17 protein-coding genes are annotated in these 22,515 nt (G+C 58.5%); 11 read left to right on the top strand and 6 right to left on the bottom strand.

The genetic code is table 11. The features are described 5' to 3' along the window. Positions 1 to 10 precede the first annotated feature (10 nt). From DTW90_RS18450 to DTW90_RS18465, 4 genes are all read right to left on the bottom strand, one after another. The gene (locus DTW90_RS18450; RefSeq protein ID WP_149340044.1) at positions 11 to 1,558 is read right to left on the bottom strand and encodes a DHA2 family efflux MFS transporter permease subunit; all 1,548 of its coding nucleotides are present in this window, start codon (positions 1,556 to 1,558) and stop codon (positions 11 to 13) included. Next, positions 1,551 to 2,780: an HlyD family secretion protein gene (locus DTW90_RS18455; RefSeq protein ID WP_149340045.1), complete on the bottom strand. Its 1,230-nt coding sequence runs from the start codon at positions 2,778 to 2,780 to the stop codon at positions 1,551 to 1,553. The genes DTW90_RS18450 and DTW90_RS18455 overlap by 8 nt, the downstream gene beginning before the upstream one ends. Further along, the gene (locus DTW90_RS18460) at positions 2,773 to 3,237 is read right to left on the bottom strand and encodes a MarR family transcriptional regulator (protein ID WP_149340046.1); all 465 of its coding nucleotides are present in this window, start codon (positions 3,235 to 3,237) and stop codon (positions 2,773 to 2,775) included. The genes DTW90_RS18455 and DTW90_RS18460 overlap by 8 nt, the downstream gene beginning before the upstream one ends. Positions 3,238 to 3,657: 420 nt before the next feature. Beyond that, positions 3,658 to 4,455 (bottom strand): response regulator transcription factor, encoded by a 798-nt coding sequence (locus tag DTW90_RS18465; protein WP_149340047.1) that lies wholly within the window; start codon positions 4,453 to 4,455, stop codon positions 3,658 to 3,660. A 1,088-nt stretch (positions 4,456 to 5,543) separates the two neighbouring features. On the opposite strand from DTW90_RS18465, the gene DTW90_RS18470 reads away from it, so the two are divergent. The 6 genes from DTW90_RS18470 to DTW90_RS18495 all read left to right on the top strand — a co-directional run bounded on the left by DTW90_RS18470 (position 5,544) and on the right by DTW90_RS18495 (position 15,081). After that, on the top strand, positions 5,544 to 6,518 hold the full coding sequence (locus DTW90_RS18470; RefSeq protein WP_149340049.1) for a fibrinogen-binding protein: 975 nt from the start codon (positions 5,544 to 5,546) through the stop codon (positions 6,516 to 6,518). A 156-nt stretch (positions 6,519 to 6,674) separates the two neighbouring features. Beyond that, entirely contained in the window at positions 6,675 to 8,705 is a 2,031-nt protein-coding gene (locus tag DTW90_RS18475) for a hypothetical protein (protein ID WP_149340050.1), read from the top strand. A gap of 41 nt (positions 8,706 to 8,746) precedes the next feature. After that, entirely contained in the window at positions 8,747 to 11,233 is a 2,487-nt protein-coding gene (locus DTW90_RS18480) for a type I secretion system permease/ATPase (protein ID WP_246664972.1), read from the top strand. Between the two features lie 5 nt (positions 11,234 to 11,238). Next, positions 11,239 to 12,612, top strand: coding sequence for an HlyD family type I secretion periplasmic adaptor subunit (locus tag DTW90_RS18485; protein WP_149340051.1), 1,374 nt, complete (start codon positions 11,239 to 11,241; stop codon positions 12,610 to 12,612). Positions 12,613 to 12,705: 93 nt separating this feature from the next. Further along, positions 12,706 to 13,197, top strand: a complete 492-nt coding sequence (locus DTW90_RS18490) for a hypothetical protein (protein WP_132524903.1) — start codon at positions 12,706 to 12,708, stop codon at positions 13,195 to 13,197. A gap of 129 nt (positions 13,198 to 13,326) precedes the next feature. Continuing rightward, complete coding sequence (locus tag DTW90_RS18495; RefSeq protein ID WP_188079976.1) at positions 13,327 to 15,081, top strand: GNAT family N-acetyltransferase; 1,755 nt, start codon at positions 13,327 to 13,329, stop codon at positions 15,079 to 15,081. 66 nt (positions 15,082 to 15,147) lie between these two features. Here the strand turns inward: DTW90_RS18495 and DTW90_RS18500 are convergent, their stop codons facing one another. Then, positions 15,148 to 15,429 (bottom strand): hypothetical protein, encoded by a 282-nt coding sequence (locus DTW90_RS18500; protein ID WP_132524899.1) that lies wholly within the window; start codon positions 15,427 to 15,429, stop codon positions 15,148 to 15,150. Positions 15,430 to 15,597: 168 nt separating this feature from the next. Here DTW90_RS18500 and DTW90_RS18505 point away from each other — a divergent pair, with 168 nt between their 5' ends. The 5 genes from DTW90_RS18505 to glp are packed head-to-tail and all read left to right on the top strand — an operon-like array spanning position 15,598 to position 21,084. Then, positions 15,598 to 17,490 (top strand): peptidylprolyl isomerase, encoded by a 1,893-nt coding sequence (locus DTW90_RS18505; protein WP_149340054.1) that lies wholly within the window; start codon positions 15,598 to 15,600, stop codon positions 17,488 to 17,490. Positions 17,491 to 17,515: 25 nt separating this feature from the next. Then, the gene (trpD, locus tag DTW90_RS18510) at positions 17,516 to 18,532 is read left to right on the top strand and encodes an anthranilate phosphoribosyltransferase (RefSeq protein WP_149340055.1); all 1,017 of its coding nucleotides are present in this window, start codon (positions 17,516 to 17,518) and stop codon (positions 18,530 to 18,532) included. Between the two features lie 16 nt (positions 18,533 to 18,548). Beyond that, on the top strand, positions 18,549 to 19,364 hold the full coding sequence (gene trpC, locus DTW90_RS18515) for an indole-3-glycerol phosphate synthase TrpC (protein ID WP_149340057.1): 816 nt from the start codon (positions 18,549 to 18,551) through the stop codon (positions 19,362 to 19,364). Between the two features lies 1 nt (position 19,365). Then, positions 19,366 to 19,857, top strand: coding sequence for a cyclic pyranopterin monophosphate synthase MoaC (moaC, locus tag DTW90_RS18520; RefSeq protein WP_149340058.1), 492 nt, complete (start codon positions 19,366 to 19,368; stop codon positions 19,855 to 19,857). A 3-nt stretch (positions 19,858 to 19,860) separates the two neighbouring features. Next, positions 19,861 to 21,084: a gephyrin-like molybdotransferase Glp gene (glp, locus tag DTW90_RS18525; protein ID WP_132524890.1), complete on the top strand. Its 1,224-nt coding sequence runs from the start codon at positions 19,861 to 19,863 to the stop codon at positions 21,082 to 21,084. 86 nt (positions 21,085 to 21,170) lie between these two features. On the opposite strand, the gene gnd is transcribed toward glp, so the two are convergent. Then, positions 21,171 to 22,199: a phosphogluconate dehydrogenase (NAD(+)-dependent, decarboxylating) gene (gene gnd, locus DTW90_RS18530; RefSeq protein ID WP_132524888.1), complete on the bottom strand. Its 1,029-nt coding sequence runs from the start codon at positions 22,197 to 22,199 to the stop codon at positions 21,171 to 21,173. Positions 22,200 to 22,515: the final 316 nt, after the last annotated feature.

Consider the following 22,515-nt stretch of genomic DNA (forward strand, 5'->3'; position numbering starts at 1 on the left):
ACTCTAGCGGCTATTCCATTGCGACGCTGTGGTCGACGACCGGCGGAGCCGATGGCTTCCGCAGCAGAACGAGCAGAGGGATCGCGAAGATGGACATCAGCATCAGCAGCTTGAAATCGTCCATGTAGGCGATGATCGTCGCCTGCGACGTGATTACGCTGTCGAGGGCGGCCCTGCCGACACGGGTCAGCGGGTTCATGCTTTCCATCGCCGCGGGCGCATGAAAAGCATGGTTGAATGGCGTCACATAGGCCGAAATCGAGGCATGGTTGCTCTGCGTGTTCGATACGATCAGGGCCGAAACAACCGAGATGCCGACGCTCGAACCGATGTTTCTCGACAGGTTGTAGAGACCCGTCCCCTCACCGCGCATCTGTGCCGGCAAGGTCGCGAAGGCGATCGTGGTCAGCGGCACGAAGAGGAAGCCGAGACCGGCGCCCTGGATGAAGCCGACATAGATGATCGTCCATTGCGATACGTCGGGCGTCCACCCGGTCATCGCCCACATGGCCCAGGCTGTCAGGGCAAGGCCGAGGAACAGCAACCACCGCGTATCGACCTTGCCGATCAGCCGCCCGACAATGAACATGCAGACCATGGTGCCGACACCGCGAGGACCCATGACGATGCCGGCAGTGACGACAGGATATCCCATCAGCGTCTGCAGATAAGGCGTCATCAGTGCCAGCGAGGCCAGATAGGTGACGCCGACGATGAAGATGAACAGCATGCTAACCGCGAAGTTCTGGTCGAGGAACAGGCGCGGATTGACGAAGGATTTCTTCGCCGTGAACGTATGGACCAAGAAGAGGTAAAAAGCGGAGGCGCAGACCAGCGCTTCGACGATGATCTCGCCCGAGGAAAACCAGTCGAGCTGCTCACCACGGTCGAGGAAAAGCTGCAGCGACGCTATCGCCAGACTAAGCATGCCGAAACCGAACCAGTCGAGCTTCGCCAGCGCATCGATCTTCGTCTCGGTGACGAAGACGACAATGCCGAAGAAGGCAAGCGCGCCGATCGGCACGTTGATATAGAACACCCAGCGCCAGCTGATATGGTCCGTCAGCCAACCGCCGATGACAGGCCCGAGAACCGGACCGACCATGACCGAGACGCCGAACAGCGCCATCGCCTTGCCGCGTTCCTCGACATTGTAGATGTCGAGCAGGATGCCCTGCGACAGCGGCACGAGCGAAGCGCCGAACAGGCCTTGCAGCAGACGGAAACCGACGATTTCGACGAGAGACTGGGCAAAGCCGCAAAGAACCGACGCGACGACGAAGCCGGCAATCGCCGTCAGCAACACGCGCTTGCGCCCAAACTTGGCCGACAGGAAGCCCGACGGTGGCGTCATGATGGCGGCCGCCACGATATAGGATGTCAGGACCCAGTTGATCTGGTCCGCACTCGCCGAAACGCTGCCTTGGATATAGGGCAGCGCAACGTTGGCAATGGTGGTGTCCAACGCCTGCATGATGACGGCGAGAATGACACAGGCCGTGATCGCGCCTCGATTGGCGATCGGTGCGTCAGCCGCTGGTGCTGCTGCGTTACTCATGATCCTGACCTCGGGGCTGGCCCAAGAGATTGTTGATGAAATCAGGCAAGCCGCGGGCGTGGCCGGTATCGACATCGACGACCGTGCTCATGCCGACGCGAAGCGGCGGCTTGCCCTGCATGTCATCGATCGAGACCCGCATCGGGATGCGCTGAACGACCTTCACCCAGTTGCCGGTGGTATTCTGTGCCGGCAGCAGCGAGAAGCTGGAACCGGAGGCCGGGCTGATGCTGGCAACGGTGCCCTTCCACTCGACGCCGGGATAGGCATCGACGGTGATCGTCGCCTTCTGGCCGGGCTTGACGTAGGTCAGCTCCGTCTCCTTGGGGCTCGCCGAGATCCAGAGATTGGTGCTGGATACCAAGGCAAACGCCGCCTGCGACGTCTGCAGATACTGGCCGACCTGCAGCGAATTGACATTGGTGGCGATGCCGTCGAAGGGCGCGCGCACAACCGTATCGTCAAGCTGGCGCTGGGCGTCGTCGACGGCAGCCTGCGCTTGCTGATAGATCGGGTTCTGCTCGATGGGCTGGTTGATGTCGGCGCCATATTGCGAAAGCGTCGTGGCGGCCTGGGCCTTGGCGACGTTCACCTTCTGCTGGGCGGCATCGAGATTGTGCTTCGCCTCGTCATAGGCGGATTTGGATGCGACGGAGCTGTTGATCAGGTTCTGCTGGCGATCGAATTCCGTCTGGAAATAAGGAATGTCGGCCTCTGCCTGGGCGATCTGCGCCAAGGCCTGCTGGTAGCTGGCTTTGAGGTTCTGTAGCTGGGTGGCAGCTACGCCAAGCTGAGCCTTCGCGCCGTCGAGTGCGATCTGGAAGGAACGCTGGCGCATACGGAAGAGCACCTGCCCCTTCTTCACCGGCTCATTTTCATGCACTTCGATGGAATCGACGGTACCGGAGACATCGGTCGAGATGCCAACCATGTCCGCCTGGATATAGGCATTGTCGGTGGACATGATCTGGCCGCCGGTCACGTAGTAATAGCCGCCGGCTACAAGAGCGATCGGCAGCAGCGCAAACAGGATCGGCCTCGTCGGGCTGCGACGCTTGCGCGGCTTCTCGGGAGCGGCAGCCGGCGGGACAACAGTTGCCGCAGGTGCCGGCGTCGGATTGGAGGACGGTGCTTCTGCCACGACAGGGGCTTCTGCCACTTCTTCGTGAGAGGCAGTCTCATTTGCGTTTGCGGGCATGCGAATTGGGGAGGAGTCAGCCATGATTTTTCTCTTTGTCGCCTGCTCCCAAACGGCAGGCCTGAATCAAGTTCGATTTCATAAGGGTCAGAATTTCAGACAGACGCTCGCGATCTTCCGCTGACACGCCATCCAGCGCCTCGCCGCGCGCGGCGTCTCCGATGCTTCGCATGTCTACGAGGAGAGGCTTTGCTTCTTCGCGCATGTAAAGGAGCCAGATCCTGCGATCGGTCGGGTGCTGGCGCCGCTCGACAAGGCCGCGTTCGGCGAGCTTGTCGAGAATGCGCACCAGCGTAATCGGTTCGATTTCCAATATCTCGGCGAGGCCCGCCTGGTGGATTCCCTCGTTGTTGGCGAGGTAGGCGAGCGTCTGCCACTGCGACCGCGTCAGGCCAAGGCCCTTCGCACGCTGTTCGAACCGCTTCCGAAGAAGACGTGCGACGTCGTGCAACAGAAAACCGATGGTAGGTGTCGTGGTCATGGAAATGAAAGCCTACTATTCATAAGCATCCTTATAATGCTGTGCCATATAGTAAGTGGGCGATGCATACAAGCAATTAAAGGGAAAGATGGGCGGCTCTTGTCAAAATGTCGCAGAACGGCAACACCTGCCCTATGGCAAGCCCGCGGACGATCGAGTCTCCGATGATTAGTAATTGAGTTTATCTAACTGAAAATGTTAATCTAATTCTAGATTATCGGCGCGCGGCATTGGTTGGGCGCCGCCCAGGCGATTAAGTGAAATTGGGGTCAGGTGCAGTGCGACAACCGCTCCTTCAGACCTCGGAAGAGAATCGTCTTCGATGCCTTTGTCGGCATAATCGTCGGTGCCATCGAAAATACAAAGCCGCCGCCGGTCGTAAGGACCGACGGCGGCTCTTCTGATCTGACGTTTATCGTGTCAATTACGCCATTTGCGCGACGGATCGCGATCGTGACCGAGATCCGAATTGAAGAAGCGCGAAGCGGCTTCCGTTCGGTTGCGGACATTCATCTTCTTGTAGATGTTGCGGACATGGACCTTGACCGTGTTCTCGGACAGGCTGAGCTGGTCCGCGATGATCTTGTTCTGTGTCCCCTTGCAGATTAGGTCGAGAATCTGCACCTCGCGGGTCGTCAGCGTTTGCAGGCTACCGCTACGCGCGCCCATGCCGTCATCGTACGGGCGCTGGTTGTTGCCGGCAATTCTTGAAGGCGATCCATAGAATGACTGCCCGGAGTGCTGTATTTCGCCGGTTAATCTGCGAAGCAATGCCGAAGGGAAGTGCTCTCCCCCCTTCATCAGTAGATCGATCGCCGCCATGAAAACATCGAGGCGAAGATTGAGCGGCAGCACGCCGTGAATACTGCGTGCTTCCACAAGTCTGGCAACGTAGGGATCGAGAAGATCGATGGTTTCGACCACAAGACCGATAGAAACACCAGGTGTACCGGCGCGCAACGATCGCAAAGTATCCTGCAAGTCATCTGACGATACGTGATAAAGCAGGATAAGTTTTACTCCATCAAGTACTCCGCCATGAAGTACCTTCGGATCAGCGATGCTGACGACGTCGTAGTTTGCAAACCTTACGCCCAGTGCTTGTACCAGGCATTCGGAAAATAGATCGGCGTCGGCCAGTACGATAATGGTGTCTTTCAGCGGTATGATACTGCGGTTTTCTTCAATTTCCCCTGTTCTAGCGCTTGCAATGAACATTTACGCATCCCCCAAAGCTCACAACAAAGTTTGTTAACCCGCTTTTTCTACTGGAATGTTCTTTTATGAGCGCTGTGCTCTTTTCGGACTGTGTTCAGCCTTCTTTACTAAGTTTTAACCACCCTAATACATGTCCGGATGATTGAAAATTGCCCAAAGGGGTTAGGTCCCGCGCAAAGGCCTTAAAAATTACCATAAATGTGGGAATTTAACTAAAATGCACCACAAATTTCTGCGCAAATTCGCACATTTTCGGGCATTTATATTTGTTTGTATGAGATTTCTACTGCGAGGCCGGGTGAGGCAATAACTGTAGCCGTTTTCGGCTTAACCAGATTGTAACCATTGACTTATCTCGGACAAGGCCGATGGTCTGAATGACCTGACCATAAGGGCTTTCAGTATAGGTTTTATTACATTTCGAGAAGTATCGTAGCGCTTTCCTTTTGGCCGCGTTTGATCAAGAAAAGTTGAAAATTTTCGCCGGACAAACATTTTCGCTGCTTATCGGACGTCGGAACGCACCGGGAATTGACCTATCGAAGGAGTTTGCTACTCGGCATTGCCTCAATGATAGTCAGATTTTCCGGGCTAATACCGCTAAGCGTCGCTAAACCTAAATTATAACATATACTTATTAACACGTTCGTCGCTCGGCGAAGAGACGGGATTTGCTGGAAAAACAGGCTTTAGCCCAAATTGATAGCTAGGACACTGCCTGTTTTTCAGTCAAAGTCCGAACGTTCCGCCAGAGCATCGGGACACCAGGGGGCAGCGACATTCCGGTTTTGGTGACTTGCGTAGCCGGCAGGCTTTCCCCGCATCTTTAGTGAAATGAACAGAACATGCAGCTGGCGATCTTTCGATCGCCACAACGGGTTTGTTTGCTTTTGTTTCGCTTTGCGACAAATCCGCAACAGTCCGGGTCTGAACCAACAGGCCGGTTTAGGACGGCAGGCGCGTAGCTCGTATGTCTGCCGCAGCGTTAACAGAGTTCAGTGTCAACAGAGTTGGGGCCGCCGCGAGTATATCCCGTTTAGATGAGAGGGATTTCGAGACGGCCTCCTTCCTTCGGAGGAAATGATCACATGCCCGACTTGGATATTGCGAACGTAAGCGCCGAAGACGACTTGCGCGTCGGAGCGTTGGCTGACGGGCTTGCTACAAGCGCCGTCAATGGCACGCATTCGGATGACGGTTCGGTCGCCGTTGCCGGTGTGGCAAACCAGACCAACACCACCAACACCAACATTATTTCCGATGACGACAAAACCGATAGCAACAACAGCACCGACGATCACAGCGGCAACAATCGCAACAACGATTACGATTGGGATTATACCAGCAAGGTGATCAACGCGACGCACACCGATACTGACGTCGATATCAAGGACAACGGAAATACATCCACGTCCAACAGCAACAACGACCTGAACAGCCATAACGACTACGACTGGACGTCGAACAAGTCGTTCAGCAATACTGAGACCGATATCAGAAATATCAACAAGAACGAAATGGACGATAGTTACAACACCAAGACTACGTCCGATTCACACAATTCCACGAACAGCGACGACGATTTCGGCAGCCTCAAGGATGTCGCCAACTTCGGCAACCTCGGCGTTGCCGGCCATGACGTGACCTACGATATCGGCGACGATTTCTCGTTCCACTTCAATGTCGACAACATCCTCAACAACGCTCTCGGCGGAGATGGCAACGACACGGGCTTCAGCCTTGTCCAGGCCAACAATCTTGCAGATCAGGATACAGCCTATGATCTGAAGATGAACAACTCCGGCGCCGACAACTACCTGAATGCGACTGGCGGCAACGCCCACGGCGCGGACGGCGTAGATATCGACAGCAAGCTGAGCTGGGATCCGCATACCGCAGGTGTCGGTCACGATCTCACGGGCAGCAACGTATCCGATGCTTCCGCCATTCTCGCCAATTCCGGTTTCCATCAGGAGCTGGTCCAGGGCGCGAACATGGTCAGCAATGCGGCCGATATCGCCATCACCGGCGGCAACGACCAGCACGATACGCACAACGGCTGATATTACTGCACAAGCTATCTGCACACGTGCACCGGCCACTCAAGGCCGGTGCATATTGGCGGCTTGAGCAGAGATATGCCGGCTACGGGACATCGTCGGCAGTTTCAACCAAAGTGCGCAGAAGCCAGATGCAGACGACTGTAGGGGAGCTCAGTCATGCATGCTGAAAAGTTGTCGGAAATCATCGCGCATTTCATCGGTATGTTCGAAACGCATACGGATGCAATCGAGCTGCGACAGCATGCGCTCGACGGACAGATCGTGCAGGACGCCAATTCCGAGACACCGGATCAGCCCCTGCCCCAGGATCAATTCTCCTCCGACCTGACTTTGATCGATTTCAGTCCCAACGTGAAATACGTCTCCAACGCCTATGAATACGATCATCTGCAGGCGAGACTTTATGACGAGACTTTCCACGCGACGCTGAAGAACCTCACCGCTCTGGCCCAGGAGGAGCTTGCGCCGATCCGGGACCCGGCCGACCTCTATATTGCGACCACGACTTTTGGCGCAGAGCAAAAGCTTCATGTCGACCACGGTCAAGGATCCGAAATAGCCCATGTGATGCAGGTCAACGTCGTTCGTGACGATGACATTCTCGACATGACGAACGGCCACCATGCCGTTCAGGATCTTTCCTACATCCTCGACCAGCTTGCCGAGATGAACGCCAGGGCGGATGCCATGTCGCCCTTCAGTTCGATCGAGCGCACCGACAGCCCGGACGCGCTTACGAAGATCGGCGACGACATGCACGACTTCGCGCAGACCGTTGAGCAGAACGGCGGAACGAGCATTCATGAGCCGGATGGCAGCGGCTACGTCATCCAGGCGGCCCAGGTGCTTGACGGGATTCACGTCAATGGCGCCGATGCGAACGATCTCCCCGATCTGAACGATTATATGCCTCAGCCGCTGCTGACGCCCTCCGGGGAGCCAACCGGCAGCGACACACCGGTCCATAGCGACAATCCTTCCGGAAATTCCCTGACGATCGAGACAGGCGGGAACGAGGTCGTCAATATCGCGACAGTCGTGGACACGGGCATCATTGCGCCTGTCATGGCCGTCATGGGCGACTATCATTCCGTCGATGCGATTTCCCAGATCTACACCTATGCCGACCACGACAAAGTCGAGGGCCTGCTGGACAATGATGCATCGTCGCCAGCCAGCGCCCAGACAATCGGCAAGAACATTGCGGTTTTCGAGCATAGCCAGTTCGCAAACGATCCAACCAGCCACGCAGGCGGCGATGGCAGCGACCCGGTGTTTCCGACCGCCTGGCATGTCAGCGTCGTGGACGGCGACGTCTCCTTCGTCCATTGGACGGAGCAATACAATTTCCTGTCCGATAACGACTCCCTGACGGTCACGACCAGCGGCGTCGACACCACTGTCCTGACTGGCAATAACGGCGTCGCCGACCTTGCATCCTATCTCGGCATCGGAATGCAGTACGATCTTGTGATCGTCGGCGGCCACGTCCTCGACATGAACTCGATCACCCAGATTTCGGTGCTCTACGACAGCGATACGGTGAAGTTGGACGGCACCAGGGGCGCCGAGGTGCAGACGGGCGGCAATCTGCTTTGGAACCAGGCAGCTATCCAGAACATCGGCGGAACCGATCGCTTCGAGGCCATGCCGGATTACATGAACGATGTCGTCAAGAACATCCAGGATCGCGATGCTTCCATGCCGGAAGGGCTTGCGCATGATCCGACCTTCGCCGGCTATGCGGGCCTGAATGTCCTATACATCACCGGCAATTTTTACGACGTCAATGTCATCAAGCAGGTGAATGTCGTCGGCGACGGCGATTCCGTGACCAAGATCGCCAACGAAACCTTGCACGACAATCACGATGCGACGGTCAAGATCGATACTGGCAGCAATGCGGTCGTCAACATCGCCAGCATTATCGACTACGACAGTTTCGGCCATACGACCTACGTTGCCGGCCACACATATTCGGATGCGATTCTCATTCAAGGCGGTCTCGTTGATCACGATGGCCCCGCCCCCAACCAGCCCGTGGCGCAATTGGCGAACGAGGCGATCGCATTCCTCGACGACAATAACGACCAGCAGACAGGACAGGACGGAACGACCGACTTCGGTCACGACCTGTCGTGGCACAACGGAAGCGTCGGTGATCCGATGCATTCGGTTCTCACCTGATCGGCAAGAAACTGGCAAGAATAAGTGGGAGTTGCATTCCGATGAACCAGATTTCCAAATTGGGAATTGCCGAGAGCCAGACCGTGCGGCTGCGGAGTTCTGTCGCGCCGGCCAACGAACAATCAGACACCGCTGCTGCCTCGACCGTAACTGCAATCGATGATGTCATCCAGAACCTCCAGAAGCTTGTGCCGGCGGAAACTCGGCAGGAGGCAAAGGCTGCTGACGATGAACCTTCTGTTTTAACCTCAACGCGGGTGCGGTTTTTCCCGCTTCGGAACGAAGCTCCGTCATCCTCGGCGCGCAACCAGGTGCAGTTGGATCTTCCTAAGCCGAAGGCCTTCGAGCCGCGTCAGCTGGGCGATCACTCAACCGCATCGTCGTCAAAGGCAGCAAAAGAGCTTCCGTTACCGCAAGCCGTAACGGAAGGTGTAGATGAAGCCGCATCCGAGGAGCGCGTTGCGCCTCCTCAAATTGAAGTTGCGACTCCAAAGCAGACCATACTGCCGCCTAAGGCTGAAAGGTTGCCCGACCCCGCGATTGAGTCAGCTCCTGCGGTTGAGACCGCCATGCGCGACGTCTCGCCGGTGCCCGAAGTGAAGCTGCCCGAAGTGAAGCCCGAAATCGAGATGAAGGCGCATCCAGGCCCGCTGCCTCGCACAATCGATAGTGAGCCGGGACCGATCAAGGAAGGTGAACGGCGCGTTCGTGACGGTGGCGGCGGCAATGGTGGAGACGATGACGGCAAGGGCAATGGCGGTGGGGGCGGCGGAGGCGGCAACGTCTTCCACAAGCGAAGCAGCCAGCCGCTGAATTTTGCGGCCAGCTTGCGTAACGGCATGATCGTCATCCGACGCAACATGCTGATCGTCATGGCCTTCACGCTCGCCATCAATGTCCTTGTCCTGGCAATTCCGATTTATCTGTTTCAGATATCGGATCGCGTACTGACCAGCCGCTCCATCGATACGCTCGTGATGCTGACCATCGCCGTGCTCGGAGCCGTGATCCTCCAGGTCATATTGGACGCCGTGAGGCGGTTCATCCTGATGAGGACAGCCGTCGAGCTCGAAGTGCAGCTCGGCGCCCCCATCCTCAGTGCGGCCGCCCGCGCGTCGCTGCATGGAACGGGACGTGACTATCAAACCCTGTCCGACCTGCAGCAATTGCGCGGTTTCATCACGTCGGGCACCCTGATTGCCTTTCTGGACGCCCCGCTGATGCCGCTTTTCATCGTCGTCGTCTTCATGGTGCATCCGTCGCTCGGCGTAATCGTGCTGACCTGCTGCGCCATCATGTTTGTCATCGCCTATCTCAATCAGAAGATGACGGCCCAGCAATTTGCCGAGGCCAATTCGTTCCTTGGCCGCGCCAATTTCCATCTCGATTCCATGGCCCGCAATTCCCAGATCATCAATGCTCTGGCGATGATCCCCGAAGCGGTGAAGATGTGGGGCCGCGAAACATCGGGTTCGCTGAAGGCGCAGGTGGCCGCTCAGGACCGGAATATCGTCTTCTCCGGCCTCACCAAGGCCTGCCGACTAGTCACGCAGGTCACGCTGCTCGGCTGGGGCGCGCATCTGTCGCTTGCCGGTGACTTGACCGGCGGCATGGTGATTGCGGCGTCCATCGTGTCCGGTCGCGCGCTCGCACCCATCGAAGGCGCGATCGAAGGCTGGAACCAGTTCAACCACTCCCGCGCCGCCTACGGCCGCATCAAGCAACTCCTTCTAAATTCGCCGCTGAATTTCCCTCGCCTGCGCCTGCCCAACCCGGAGGGGCGTCTGGATGTCGAGCGCATTCTCTTCGTGCCGCCGCCACAGAAGAAGGTCATCCTCAACGGTATTTCGTTCTCGTTGAGCAAGGGGGAATCGCTTGCCGTCATCGGCAATTCCGGTTCGGGCAAGACCACGCTCGGCAAGATGCTGGTCGGCTCAATCCTGCCAACCTCGGGAAACGTGCGCCTCGATCTCATGGACCTGCGCAACTGGGATCAGCGTCAGTTCGGTGAGAGTATCGGCTACCTGCCCCAGGATGTGCAGCTTTTCCCGGGCACGATCAAGGCGAACATCTGCCGCATGCGCGATGATGTGGAAGACCAGCTCGTCTACGAAGCTGCTGTCCTGGCTGATGTCCACGAACTGATCGCGAGCTTCTCCCAGGGCTATGAGACGGTGGTTGCCGCCGACGGCTCGCCGCTTTCAGGCGGACAAAAGCAGCGCATTGCGCTTGCCCGCGCCTTCTTCGGCAATCCGAAATTCGTTGTTCTCGACGAACCCAACTCGAACCTAGACACAGCCGGGGAAAACGCCCTCGCCCGTGCGCTCATCCACGCAAAGAAACAGGGCATCACGACTGTCACCATCACCCAGCGTCCTGCCCTGTTGCAATGTGTCGACAAGATCCTGGTCCTGAAAGACGGTTCGGTGGCGATGTTCGGAGAGCGGATGGAAGTTCTTAAGGCGATGAGCACCAGGCCAAGCGACGGCATCAACGGCGGGCAACAGGCTCCGCGGATCGGCGGGTGAGTGTCATGTTTCGGAGAGGCAAGGAAAAGACAGAAATCCAATCCGCCAAGAAAGATGAGGCGGGCCAGGTCGAATGGTACAGCGAGGTGCCGCGCTCCATCCGGCCGCACAGCTTTACCGGATTTGCCATTCTGGTGGCCTCGTTCGGGGGCTTCGGCTACTGGGCGGCGACAGCTCCCCTCGCCTCTGCCGTCATCGCCCAGGGCAGTTTCGTCGCGACCGGCAACAACAAGATTATCCAGCATCTGGAGGGCGGCATCATCAAGGAGCTGATGGTGAACGAAGGCGATGTCGTACACGAAGGCGACATCCTGCTGACGCTTGATCCCACCGCAGCGCTTGCAAACGAACGCGCCCTCAAGATGCGGCGTCTGAGGCTTGAGGCAGTCGTCGCCCGCCTCAAGGCCGAGGCTCAAGGCGCCAAGGACTTCAAAATTCCCGACGTGGTCCAGCAGGAGGCAAGCGATCCTGATGTCAACGCGCTCATTCAAAGCCAGTTCGTCATTTTCCGCAGCAAGCAGGTCAAGCTCGACGAACAGCTGAACCTGATCGAGAAGAACATCACCTCGCTGGCATTCCGCAATCAGGGGTATGACGGCCAGAAGAAAGCCTTCGTCACGCAGCTCAACCTCCTGACGGATGAACAGAATTCGAAGCAGAAGATGGCCGAGATAGGCGTCGTACGTCGCTCCGATCTGCTGGCGGTACAACGCGCCGTCGCCGACGCAATGGGCGAACTGGCGCGCATCGAGTCCGAGATCAACGAAAGCGAATCGCAGGTGGCGAAGTACCGTCAGGAAGCGATCATCGCGATCAATGCCAATAAGCAGGCTGCCCTTGATGCGCTGGAGACCGCCGAGTCAGATCTCGAAAGCGTCCGCGAGCAGGCGCGCGAGGCGACGGGCGTCCTCGACCGAACCGTCATCCGTTCTCCGGTCAGCGGCACCGTCGTGCGCGCCTACTACCACACTGCCGGCGGCGTCATAACGACCGGCAAGCCGATCATGGAAATTTTGCCCAACAACGTGCCGCTGATCATCGAGGCACAAGTGCTGCGGACCTCGATCGATCAACTCCATGAAGGCGAAACAGCCACGATCCGCCTCTCTGCGCTCAACCGCCGCACGACGCCTGTTCTGAACGGAGACGTCTTCTACGTCTCGGCGGACTCGGTGGAGGATGCCTCGGGAAGCACGCAGAGGGATGTCTATATCGTGCGGGTCAAGGTGGCGCCGGAAGAACTCAAGCGTATTCCCGGGTTCAAGCCGGTGCCCGGCATGCCGGCCGATGTGATGATCCAGTCGGCGGAGCGAACATTCTTCGAATATCTTTCGAAGCCGGTTGTCGACAGCATGTCGCGAGCATTCCGCGAGCGTTGATCGAGACCAGAAAAGGCCAGAGGAAGGACATGCTTAAATAGGATTTTGCTTTATGATGAATGCATAATCTGTGATTTTCGATTGGGTCGTACAATGCCTGCGATATCAGATGTTCTGCTCCTTGTCGGCCGACTGAACTATGTCTGGACCAATACCGAGAGCCTTTTGATTTATATTATTGCGCACCTTCTCAATGTGGAGAAGGATGCTGCCATTATCGTTTTCCTGACATTGAATACGACGCGCGCGCGTATCGATCTGGTCGAGCGGCTGGCCAAACTGCCGTCGGCCCCATCGGATGACAGCAAGGCCGTTCTTGCGCTGATGGGCCGCCTGAAGCGGGAATCGAAAATGCGCAACAAATACAATCACTGCATCTATTCTTTCGACGAGAGCGGTGAGATTTCCAGCACGCAATTGATGCGCCTTGTCGAGGACGAAAAGGAAGTCCGCTACGGCAAGATCGAACAGCTCGACCGGAAGGAAATCGACCGCCTGGAGAAGTCCATCCAGGAGATCGTCGAGATCAGCAAGGCGCTCTGGGTCTTCATCCGCGCCAGCCCGCGCTACACGGATGCCATGTAGATCGCTAATCCCATTTTACCTCCGCAAATAACACGAAGGGAATATTTGACGCATTTCAAATACAGCTAATATGAGCGCTTGCTGTTTAGCGAAGTAAACAAAGCGATCGGTAGGCGTATGCGAATTGACGTGATCGAAAGCATTGCTGATCTGGATGCGGCGCGTGCGGATTGGGATCGGGTTTATGTAAGCGACCCTCAAGCACAATATTCTCTCTCCTGGACATGGTTGCAGGCATATGTGAGGAACCGGAAGCGCTGGTTCATCCTGGCGCTGCGCGAGAAGCAACCTGGATCTCCTTATGTTGCCTTCTTTCCCCTGCGCCTGAGAACGGTTCAGGATCAGAAGACCGGAATTTTTACCGACGACATCTTCATGGCTGGCAATCATGCAGCCGATTATACCGGCCTGATCAGCGAGCCGGGCTATGAGGCACATGCGATCCGCGGTTTTGCCCTGTTCCTGAAAAGCCAGAACTGGACGAACCTCCATCTCGACAATTTCTCGGGCTCCATCGAGCGGCGCAATGCGCTGCTTGCAGAGTTGGGCGGACCCGACGTATCATTCCGCAAGGTCTCGCGGCTTGATGAGGCCGGCATCGACCAGACTATCTGCCCGGTCGCGAAATTACCGACCAGTTGGGATGCCTATCTCGAACGCAATCTGAGCAGCCCGACGCGGCAGAAGCTTCGCCGCTTCCTAAGGCAGGTCGAGAATGATGACAGCTACCGCATCACAGTCGCGACCGCCGACACGATCGACCGGGATGTCGATATCCTCTTCCGGCTTTGGCGTGCAAAATGGGGCAGCCTCAAGGGTGATCGGACAGAGAAGATCATCGCTACGTCACGTGCCATATTGCTGGACGCCTTCCGAAGCGGAAACTTGATGGTTCCAATCCTCTGGCATGGCGAAAGGCCGCTGGGGGCACTCGCCAACTTCCTGGATCATCAGAAGAAGTCGATCCTCTTTTACATCGCCGGCCGCGATGAGGACTGGAAAACCCCCTCGCCGGGTCTCGTCCTCCACGGTTACTCAATTCGCCGGGCGATCGAAGAAGGCTTTATCAGCTACGATTTCCTCCGTGGCAACGAGCCGTATAAATATGCTTTCGGCGTCGAGGAGCAGACCCTTCACTGCATCACGGTGCGCACCCGAAGCGGTCGAAATCTTCGCGAAGGATTGAATGTTCGCAGCATAGGTCATGTTTACGAGGAGGGAAGCCGGCTTTACGCATCGGGAGACAGGACGAATGCCGAAGCGGCCTTCGAGCAGGTCCTTGCCGCCTACCCGGATCATATCGGTGCCGAGCTCTCGCTTGCGCAGCTCCTGTTCGACAAGGGCAAGCTGGCGGAAGCGGAGGCAGCCTATAGTACGCTTCTGGCAAAGGCCGCCGACCCGATCCCGGTGCTCGTGCGTCTTGGCGACACGCAGATGGCGCAAAAGAAATTCGCGGAGGCCGCAGCAACCTTCTCCAGGATCGTCGATCAAAGGCCCAATAACATACGATCGCATTTCAAGAAGGGCACGGCCCTGGCGGCGTCAGGCCGAACGACCGACGCGATCAAGGCATTCAAGGTGCTGGAACAGCTTCATTCCGACGATCCCTTATTGACCACCTACAGGCAAAAGGCCAGGGAAGCGCTGGCCAAGCTCCTGAAGCCGCTTTCGCCGGATCTCAATTTGCCTGCGATACATCCCAAGGGCTTCCCGCTCAAACCGGTGGCGCGTGCCTCGGGGCCGATCGCAAGGCAGATGAAGCAATCCTCGGACACTATCCTTGGCTCTCTTAAGGATTGGGAAGCGCTGCAGGCGCCACCCACCGAGCTGCCCTTCCCACGTTCGGTGGGTTTGAAGAGCTTCCTTCAGCGAACCAAGCACTAAGTCATCAGTCCACGCAAAAAGACCGGCGAACTCCGCCGGTCTTTTGAAAATGAAACTGCCCTGTTTTCAGCGTCGGCTGAGCAAGCCGATCATATAGGCGACGCCGGCCGTGACTGCCAATGCAAACAGAGGCTCTTCACGGACCTTTTCGCGCACGCGTTCCGTGACCTGCGAAGCCTCTCCAGCCACCACCGACTTAGCGCCCTGCCCGATCGCGACGACGCTCTCCGAAAGACGGGCGAGATCCTCTCTCAGGGCAGTAATCTGCGCTGACAGATCGTCGCTTGCGACTTCGGCTTGGATGCGCGCCGCTGTGGCTTGTGCGGAGGTAGTTTTCGTATCGGCCATATTGAACTCCTCTTGTTCGTGCCCTTTAAAACGCCCGCATTGGGCAAAGGTTCCGGGTTTGGGGGTGATTTCGGTCGACGCTCTTCAATTCCGTTTCGGATTGTTCTAAGGAACTCCAAATGCTTTGCCCGTGGGCAAAGTCAAGGTTTATGCGAGGTTTGCGTTCTGATGTTCGAATTGCTGAGAAGAGCCGCCCAGACCTGGGTTGCCAAAGGCCTGATGCTCCTACTGGTCGCGTCCTTCGGTATATGGGGTGTGACCCGCTCGCTGGTGAGCGGCGGTTCGAGCACAACGGTCATAACGGTCGGCGATCAGCATATCGATGCCAACGAGTTCCGGCTTGCCTACCGCCGCCAGGTCAGCGCCATGAGCCAGCAGTTCGGCATGCAGCTGACGCCTGACCAGGCCAAGGCCTTTGGTGCCGCGCAGCAGACCTATCAGCAGCTCATCGCCGGCGCCACGCTCGATCAGCTCTCCAGCGAGATGGATCTCGGCCTTTCCAAGGATCGCCTGGCGCAACTGATCGGCGATGATCCGGCCTTCAGGGCCGTCAATGGCCGCTTTGACCGTGATCTCTTCTCCAGCCGCTTGCGAAACGCCGGCATTACCGAAGATGATTACATCAAGGAACGCAGCAAGGTCGCCGTCCGCGGCCAGATCGTCGACGCCGTCTCCAACGGCTTCTCCGCGCCCCCGGTGCTCGTCGATGCGATCAGGCAGTTTCATGACGAACGCCGCAGCATCGATTACCTCATCCTGACGAATGCCAATATCGATCCGATCAAGGCGCCTGCCGATGACGTGCTGGCAAAATGGTTCGAAGGCGTGAAGCAGCGCTACCGCGCGCCCGAATATCGCAAGATCGGCTATGTGACACTGGAGCCTAGCGATCTTGCCGACGTGGCCAGCGTCACGGACGACGAGGCCCGCGCCGAGTTCGAGAAGCGCAAGGAAAGCTTCAAGACGCCGGCAAGCCGCACGATCGAGCAGCTGACTTTCGCCAACAAGGATCTTGCCGACGCAGCAGCGACCGCGCTGAAGACCGGCACGACCTTCGATCAGCTGGTGAGCGATCAGGGCAAGACCAAGAACGATGTGCTCCTCGGCGATTTCACCAAGGACAAGGTTCCGGACCAGGCAATCGCCGACGCTGCCTTCGCCGTCACCAAGGAAGGCGGCACGACGCCTGTCGTCCAGGGCTCCTTCGGTCCGGTCATCCTGCGCGTAACCAACGTCAAGGAAGAGACTGCCAAGAATTTCGATGACGTGAAGGAAGATATCCGCAAGCAGGTGGCGCTCTCCAAGGCCGCCAGCGAGATCAACGATGTCCACGACCGCTTCGAAGACCTTCGCAGTTCGGGTGCATCGCTGCAGGATGCCGCCAAGCAGCTCAATCTGAAGGCAATCACGATCGACGCCGTCGATGCGACCGGCCTCGATAAGAGCGGCAATGAGGTGAAGGATCTTCCTTCTAAGCAGCAGCTCCTCACTGAGGCCTTCAAGACCGATCAGGGCGCCCAGCCCATTCCGCTGACCGTTGGAAATGACGGCTATATCTGGTTCGATGTCGAGGACGTCATCGCTGACAGAGATCGCCCGCTGTCGGAAGTTCACGACAAGGCCGTCGCTGACTGGACTGCGGAACAGCAGAAAGCAGCCTTGGCCGTCAAGGCCGCGGAATTGAAGACGGAAGCTGAGAAGGGCAAGTCGCTCGCCGACATCGCGGCTCCGCTCGGCATCGCCGTCGAATCGAAGGCGGATGTCGTCCGCACGACCGATGATCCGGTCCTCGGCCATGGTGGCGTCACGGCCGCCTTCTCCGGCGCTGTCGATACGGTAGCGAATTCGGTGGGCGGCGATGAGACGACGCAGATCCTTCTCAAGGTCACCGACGTCAACACAGCACCGGCAACGGATGCGCTCAACAATCAGGACCAGCAGATTGCCGCGATCGCCAATGCGGCCGGCGATGACATCCTCGATCAGATCGTCACCACCCTGCAATCGAAATATACGGTGAACGTCAATCAGACGCTCGCCGAACAGGCAATGGTTCGCTAGGGACGCTCGGGAAGGATCGAAAGCCATGGCTGAGTTGAAGCCGCTTCTTGCCAAGGTCGCCGGCGGCGAGGCACTGACGAGGGACGAGTCCCGTCAGGCGTTCGAAATCCTGATGTCCGGAGAGGCAACGCCTTCGCAGATCGGTGGCTTCCTCATGGCGTTGCGGGTTCGCGGCGAAACCGTCGACGAGATCGTCGGAGCCGTCGCGACCATGCGTTCTAAGATGCTGGCCGTCGAAGCGCCGACCGATGCCATCGATATCGTCGGAACCGGCGGCGACGGCACCGGCACCTACAATATATCGACGCTTGCAGCCCTGATCGTTGCCGGCACCGGTGTTCCCGTCGCCAAGCATGGAAACCGCGCGCTGAGCTCCAAGTCCGGCGCCGCCGACAGTCTGTCTGCGCTCGGCGTCAAGCTCGATATCGGCCCTGACATGATCGCCCGCTGCATCCGCGATGCCGGCATCGGCTTCATGTTTGCGCAGATGCATCACTCGGCCATGCGGCATGTCGGCCCCTCGCGCGTCGAACTCGGCACGCGGACGATTTTCAACCTGCTCGGTCCCCTCTCCAATCCGGCCGGCGCACGCCGCCAATTGCTCGGCGTCTACGCGCCGCAATGGGTGGTTCCGCTTGCCGAGGTGCTGCGTGATCTCGAGGCCGAAAGCGTCTGGGTCGTGCATGGCGACGGCCTTGATGAAATCACCACCACCGGCACGACCAAGGTGGCAGCGCTCGAAGGCGGCAAGATCCGCACTTTCGAGCTGACGCCCGAGGATTTCGGAGTTCCGCGCGTCAAGCTTGATGTGCTGAAAGGCGGTGACGGCATTGTGAACGCCGCAGCGCTGCGCGATGTCCTGTCAGGTGCTAAGAACGCTTACCGCGACATTTCCCTTGCCAATGCTGCAGCCTCGCTTGTCATTGCCGGCAAGGCGGAAACCATCCATGATGGCATGAAGCTCGCAACTCAGTCGCTGGACAGCGGTGCGACGGCTGCTGCGCTAGAAAAGCTCATCGCCGTCTCGAATGAACAGGATTGAGAAGGACGAGGACGCGATGACCGATATCCTCAAGAAGATCGAAGCCTATAAGCGCGAGGAAATCGCTGCTGCCAAGTCCGTTGTGACGCTCGCCGATCTCAAGGCGATGCAGGCCGACCAGACTGCGCCCCGCGGCTTCCACAAGGCGCTGGTCTCCAAGCACGATGCCGGAAAATACGGTCTTATCGCGGAGATCAAGAAGGCGAGCCCCTCCAAGGGCCTCATCCGTCCCGATTTCGACCCGCCGTCGCTGGCCGCCGCCTATGAGGCCGGTGGTGCTGCCTGCCTCTCCGTGCTGACGGACAAGCCGAGCTTTCAGGGCGCGCCGGAATTTCTGACCGCGGCACGCAACGCCTGCGCGCTGCCTGCACTGCGCAAGGATTTCATGTTCGAGACCTATCAAGTGCATGAGGCCCGTGCCTGGGGCGCGGATTGCATCTTGTTGATCATGGCTTCGCTGTCCGACGGCGATGCGGAGCGCCTGCAGGACGAGGCTTTCGGTCTCGGTATGGATGTTCTGGTCGAGGTGCATGACGCCGAAGAGATGGAACGGGCGCTCAAGCTCTCCTCTCCGCTCGTCGGTATCAACAACCGCAATCTACGCACCTTCGAAGTGAGCCTCGCGGTCAGCGAAGCCTTGGCGACCATGGTCCCGGAAGGCCGGCTTCTGGTCGGTGAGAGCGGCATCTTCACCAATGAGGATTGCAAGCGTCTCGAGAGATCCGGAATCACCAGCTTCCTCGTCGGCGAAAGCCTGATGCGCAAGGATGATGTGACTGCAGCGACACGCGCTCTGCTGACCGGCGAAACCGGTGCCCTGGCGGCCGAGTAAGATGGCCGCCGAAAAGACCGGGCTGACGCACATATCCGCCTCAGGGGAGGCCCATATGGTGGATGTCGGCGAGAAAGCCGAGACCGCTCGCGTTGCGACCGCCGAAGGCCATGTCAGGATGAATCCGGAGACGCTCGAGCTGATCCGTCAGGGTAACGCCAAGAAGGGCGACGTCATCGCGACCGCCCGGCTTGCCGGCATCATGGCCGCCAAGCAGACCGCCAATCTCATTCCCCTTTGCCACCCCCTGATGCTGACGAAAGTGTCGGTCGACATATCGGAGGATGATGCCCTCCCCGGCCTGCGGGTGACGGCGACGGCTAAGCTGACCGGACGCACAGGCGTCGAAATGGAAGCGTTGACAGCGGTCTCGGTCGCCTGCCTCACGATCTATGACATGGCAAAAGCCGCCGACAAGGCCATGGAGATTAGTGGGATCCGCCTTCTGGAAAAGTCAGGCGGCAAATCGGGTGATTTCCGCCGCGAGGAGTAAGATATGAGCCTGCTGCCAGTCGCTGAAGCCCAGAGCCGCCTTCTAGACAAGGCCACTCCCGTCTCGGAAAGCGAGGCCGTCGCGCTGGACAAGGCTACTGGTCGGGTGCTGGCGAAAGACCTGGCCGCGCGCCTGACGCAGCCGCCTTTCAACGCCTCGGCAATGGATGGTTACGCGCTGCGCTGCGAGGATCTCGCCGAGCCGGGATCGACCTTGGCTGTGATCGGCACGTCAGCTGCCGGCCACGCATTTCAGGGTTCGATCGGGAAAAACGAGGCGGTGCGGATATTCACCGGCGCACCGATCCCTGAAGGCGCCGACACCATTCTGTTGCAGGAGGATGCCGAGCGGGAGGGTGACCATATCCGGACGACCTATGGAGTCCGCCTCGGCCAGCATGTTCGCCCACGTGGCCAGGATTTCGCCGAGGGTGAGGTCGTGCTTTTCAAGGGAACCGTCATGGACTTCTCGCGCCTGACGGTCGCGGCTGGCATGAACCATCCGGTGCTCGACGTCTACCGACGGCCACTGGTGGCGATTCTGGCGACCGGCGACGAGCTCGTCCCTCCGGGCACGCCGCCGGCGGAAGCCCAGATCGTGGCCTCCAACACATTCGGCATAGCTGCGCTCGCCAGGGAGGCCGGCGCCGAAGTGCTGGACCTTGGCATCGTTCCTGATGATCGCACCGAGATTGCATCAGCCGTCGAGCGGGCACGGTCGGCGGGCGCCGACGTCATAGTCACTCTCGGCGGCGCCTCAGTCGGCGATCATGATCTCGTCCAGTCGACGTTAAAGTCAGTGGGCATGACGCTCGATTTCTGGCGCATCGCCATGCGTCCGGGCAAACCGCTCATGATTGGAAGCCTCGATGGCGTCCATGTGATCGGGCTCCCGGGCAACCCGGTTTCGAGCCTCGTCTGCGGCGTGCTCTTCCTTGAGCCGCTGCTGCGCAAACTGGCGTCTTTACCGCCGCTGAAGAGGGAAAGCGTGGCGCTTTCAGCCACGAAACTTTCCGCCAACGACCAGCGGCAGGATTATGTCCGAGCAAAGCTGTCCAAGTCACCGGATGGAGAATGGCTGGCCGAGCCTTTCGGCAAGCAGGATTCGTCGATGATGAAGATCTTTGCCCGCTCGGATTGCCTGATCATCCGCCCGCCGCATGCGGCGGAACTTGCAGCCGGCGAGCCCTGCCCTGTCCTGTTGCTGCGCCCGGAGCTCCCGGTTTAGCATCGCGGATTTTTCTGCCCCCTGCTTCGTCACTCTTACGAATCAAATTGGGCGGCCATTGGCCGCCCGAGGAATGTTTGTCCGACTTACTTGGCAGCCGGCTTTTCGTGATGGCCGCCAAAGCCGGCGCGCATGGCCGACAGGATCTGGTTGGCGAAATCGTCATTGCCGCGCGAAGAGAAGCGGCCGTAGAGTGCGGCGCTGAGCACCGGCGTCGGAACGCCTTCGTCGATAGCGGCGGAGATCGTCCAGCGACCTTCGCCCGAGTCCGAGACGCGGCCCGCATATTGCGTCAGGCCAGCATCGGCATGCAACGCATCGGCAGTCAGGTCGAGGAGCCATGAGGTGATGACGCTGCCGCGGCGCCAGACTTCGGAAACCTCGGCGATATCGATATTGTACTGATAGAATTCCGGATTGGAGAGCGGCGCAGTCTCGGCATCGATTTCCGCCTTCTGCATCCCGATATTGGCATGCTTGAGGATATTGAGGCCTTCGGCATAGGCGGCCATGAGGCCATACTCGATGCCGTTATGGACCATCTTGACGAAGTGACCGGCACCATGCGGGCCGCAATGCAGGAAGCCCTGTTCGGCAGTGCTCTTGGCGGCTGCGACTTCGGTGCGCTGCGGAGACGGCTTCACGTCGCCGACACCGGGCGCCAAGGTTGCGAAGATCGGCGACAGATGCTGGACGGTCGGCGTTTCGCCGCCGATCATCAGGCAGTAGCCGCGCTGCAGGCCGAAGACGCCGCCGCTGGTGCCGACGTCCACGTAATGGATGCCCTTCTGCTTCAGCATGGCGGCGCGACGAATGTCGTCGTGATAGTAGGAATTGCCGCCGTCGATGATGATGTCGCCCTCTTCGAGGAGCGGGACGAGCTTGGTGAGTTCGGCATCGACGATCGCAGCCGGCAGCATCATCCAGACGGCACGCGGCTTTTCGAGCTTCGAAACGAAGTCTTCCAGCGAACTGCTGCCTGTGGCGCCGAGGTTGGCGAGCTCCTCAACGCTCTGTGCGCGAGCGTCGAAGACAACGGCACTGTGGCCATTCTTCATAAGTCGCTGGACCATGTTGCTGCCCATGCGGCCGAGACCAATCATACCAATCTGCATTTCAAATCTCCTTGGGAGGGGGTTCTCGTATCCAATAAAGAATCTTGCGGCGGTTTGCCACTGAACTAATGGCTTGCAAGCTATGCAGAGGGACGCAAACACGCAAGCGAAGCTTACGTCACAAAGCCGGCGCAGTGAACCACGTAAGCCGGATTCAGGTGAAAGTGGCAAGAATCGACAATCAAGCTCCGCCGATATCGACAATGATCGGTTCAGGCGTTCGGAACGTCACGCCTCCGACGCCGAATTCTATTGCCCGTACTCCCGATTCTCATTCGATTTTTGAGTCGCAACTCGCCTAACCAACTGGACAAGA

It is taken from the genome of Neorhizobium sp. P12A, assembly GCF_008365395.1.
GTDB lineage: Bacteria > Pseudomonadota > Alphaproteobacteria > Rhizobiales > Rhizobiaceae > Rhizobium.

Excerpts from the sequence above, each read along its gene's own strand:
- trpC (WP_149340057.1), top strand. The coding sequence starts at position 18,549 with ATGACCGATATCCTCAAGAAGATCGAAGCCTATAAGCGCGAGGAAATC.
- DTW90_RS18490 (WP_132524903.1), top strand. The coding sequence starts at position 12,706 with ATGCCTGCGATATCAGATGTTCTGCTCCTTGTCGGCCGACTGAACTAT.
- DTW90_RS18485 (WP_149340051.1), top strand. The coding sequence starts at position 11,239 with ATGTTTCGGAGAGGCAAGGAAAAGACAGAAATCCAATCCGCCAAGAAA.
- DTW90_RS18475 (WP_149340050.1), top strand. The coding sequence starts at position 6,675 with ATGCATGCTGAAAAGTTGTCGGAAATCATCGCGCATTTCATCGGTATG.
- DTW90_RS18480 (WP_246664972.1), top strand. The coding sequence starts at position 8,747 with ATGAACCAGATTTCCAAATTGGGAATTGCCGAGAGCCAGACCGTGCGG.
- DTW90_RS18455 (WP_149340045.1), bottom strand. The coding sequence starts at position 2,780 with ATGGCTGACTCCTCCCCAATTCGCATGCCCGCAAACGCAAATGAGACT.
- gnd (WP_132524888.1), bottom strand. The coding sequence starts at position 22,199 with ATGCAGATTGGTATGATTGGTCTCGGCCGCATGGGCAGCAACATGGTC.
- DTW90_RS18500 (WP_132524899.1), bottom strand. The coding sequence starts at position 15,429 with ATGGCCGATACGAAAACTACCTCCGCACAAGCCACAGCGGCGCGCATC.
- DTW90_RS18470 (WP_149340049.1), top strand. The coding sequence starts at position 5,544 with ATGCCCGACTTGGATATTGCGAACGTAAGCGCCGAAGACGACTTGCGC.
- DTW90_RS18505 (WP_149340054.1), top strand. The coding sequence starts at position 15,598 with ATGTTCGAATTGCTGAGAAGAGCCGCCCAGACCTGGGTTGCCAAAGGC.
- DTW90_RS18465 (WP_149340047.1), bottom strand. The coding sequence starts at position 4,455 with ATGTTCATTGCAAGCGCTAGAACAGGGGAAATTGAAGAAAACCGCAGT.
- trpD (WP_149340055.1), top strand. The coding sequence starts at position 17,516 with ATGGCTGAGTTGAAGCCGCTTCTTGCCAAGGTCGCCGGCGGCGAGGCA.
- moaC (WP_149340058.1), top strand. The coding sequence starts at position 19,366 with ATGGCCGCCGAAAAGACCGGGCTGACGCACATATCCGCCTCAGGGGAG.
- glp (WP_132524890.1), top strand. The coding sequence starts at position 19,861 with ATGAGCCTGCTGCCAGTCGCTGAAGCCCAGAGCCGCCTTCTAGACAAG.
- DTW90_RS18460 (WP_149340046.1), bottom strand. The coding sequence starts at position 3,237 with ATGACCACGACACCTACCATCGGTTTTCTGTTGCACGACGTCGCACGT.
- DTW90_RS18450 (WP_149340044.1), bottom strand. The coding sequence starts at position 1,558 with ATGAGTAACGCAGCAGCACCAGCGGCTGACGCACCGATCGCCAATCGA.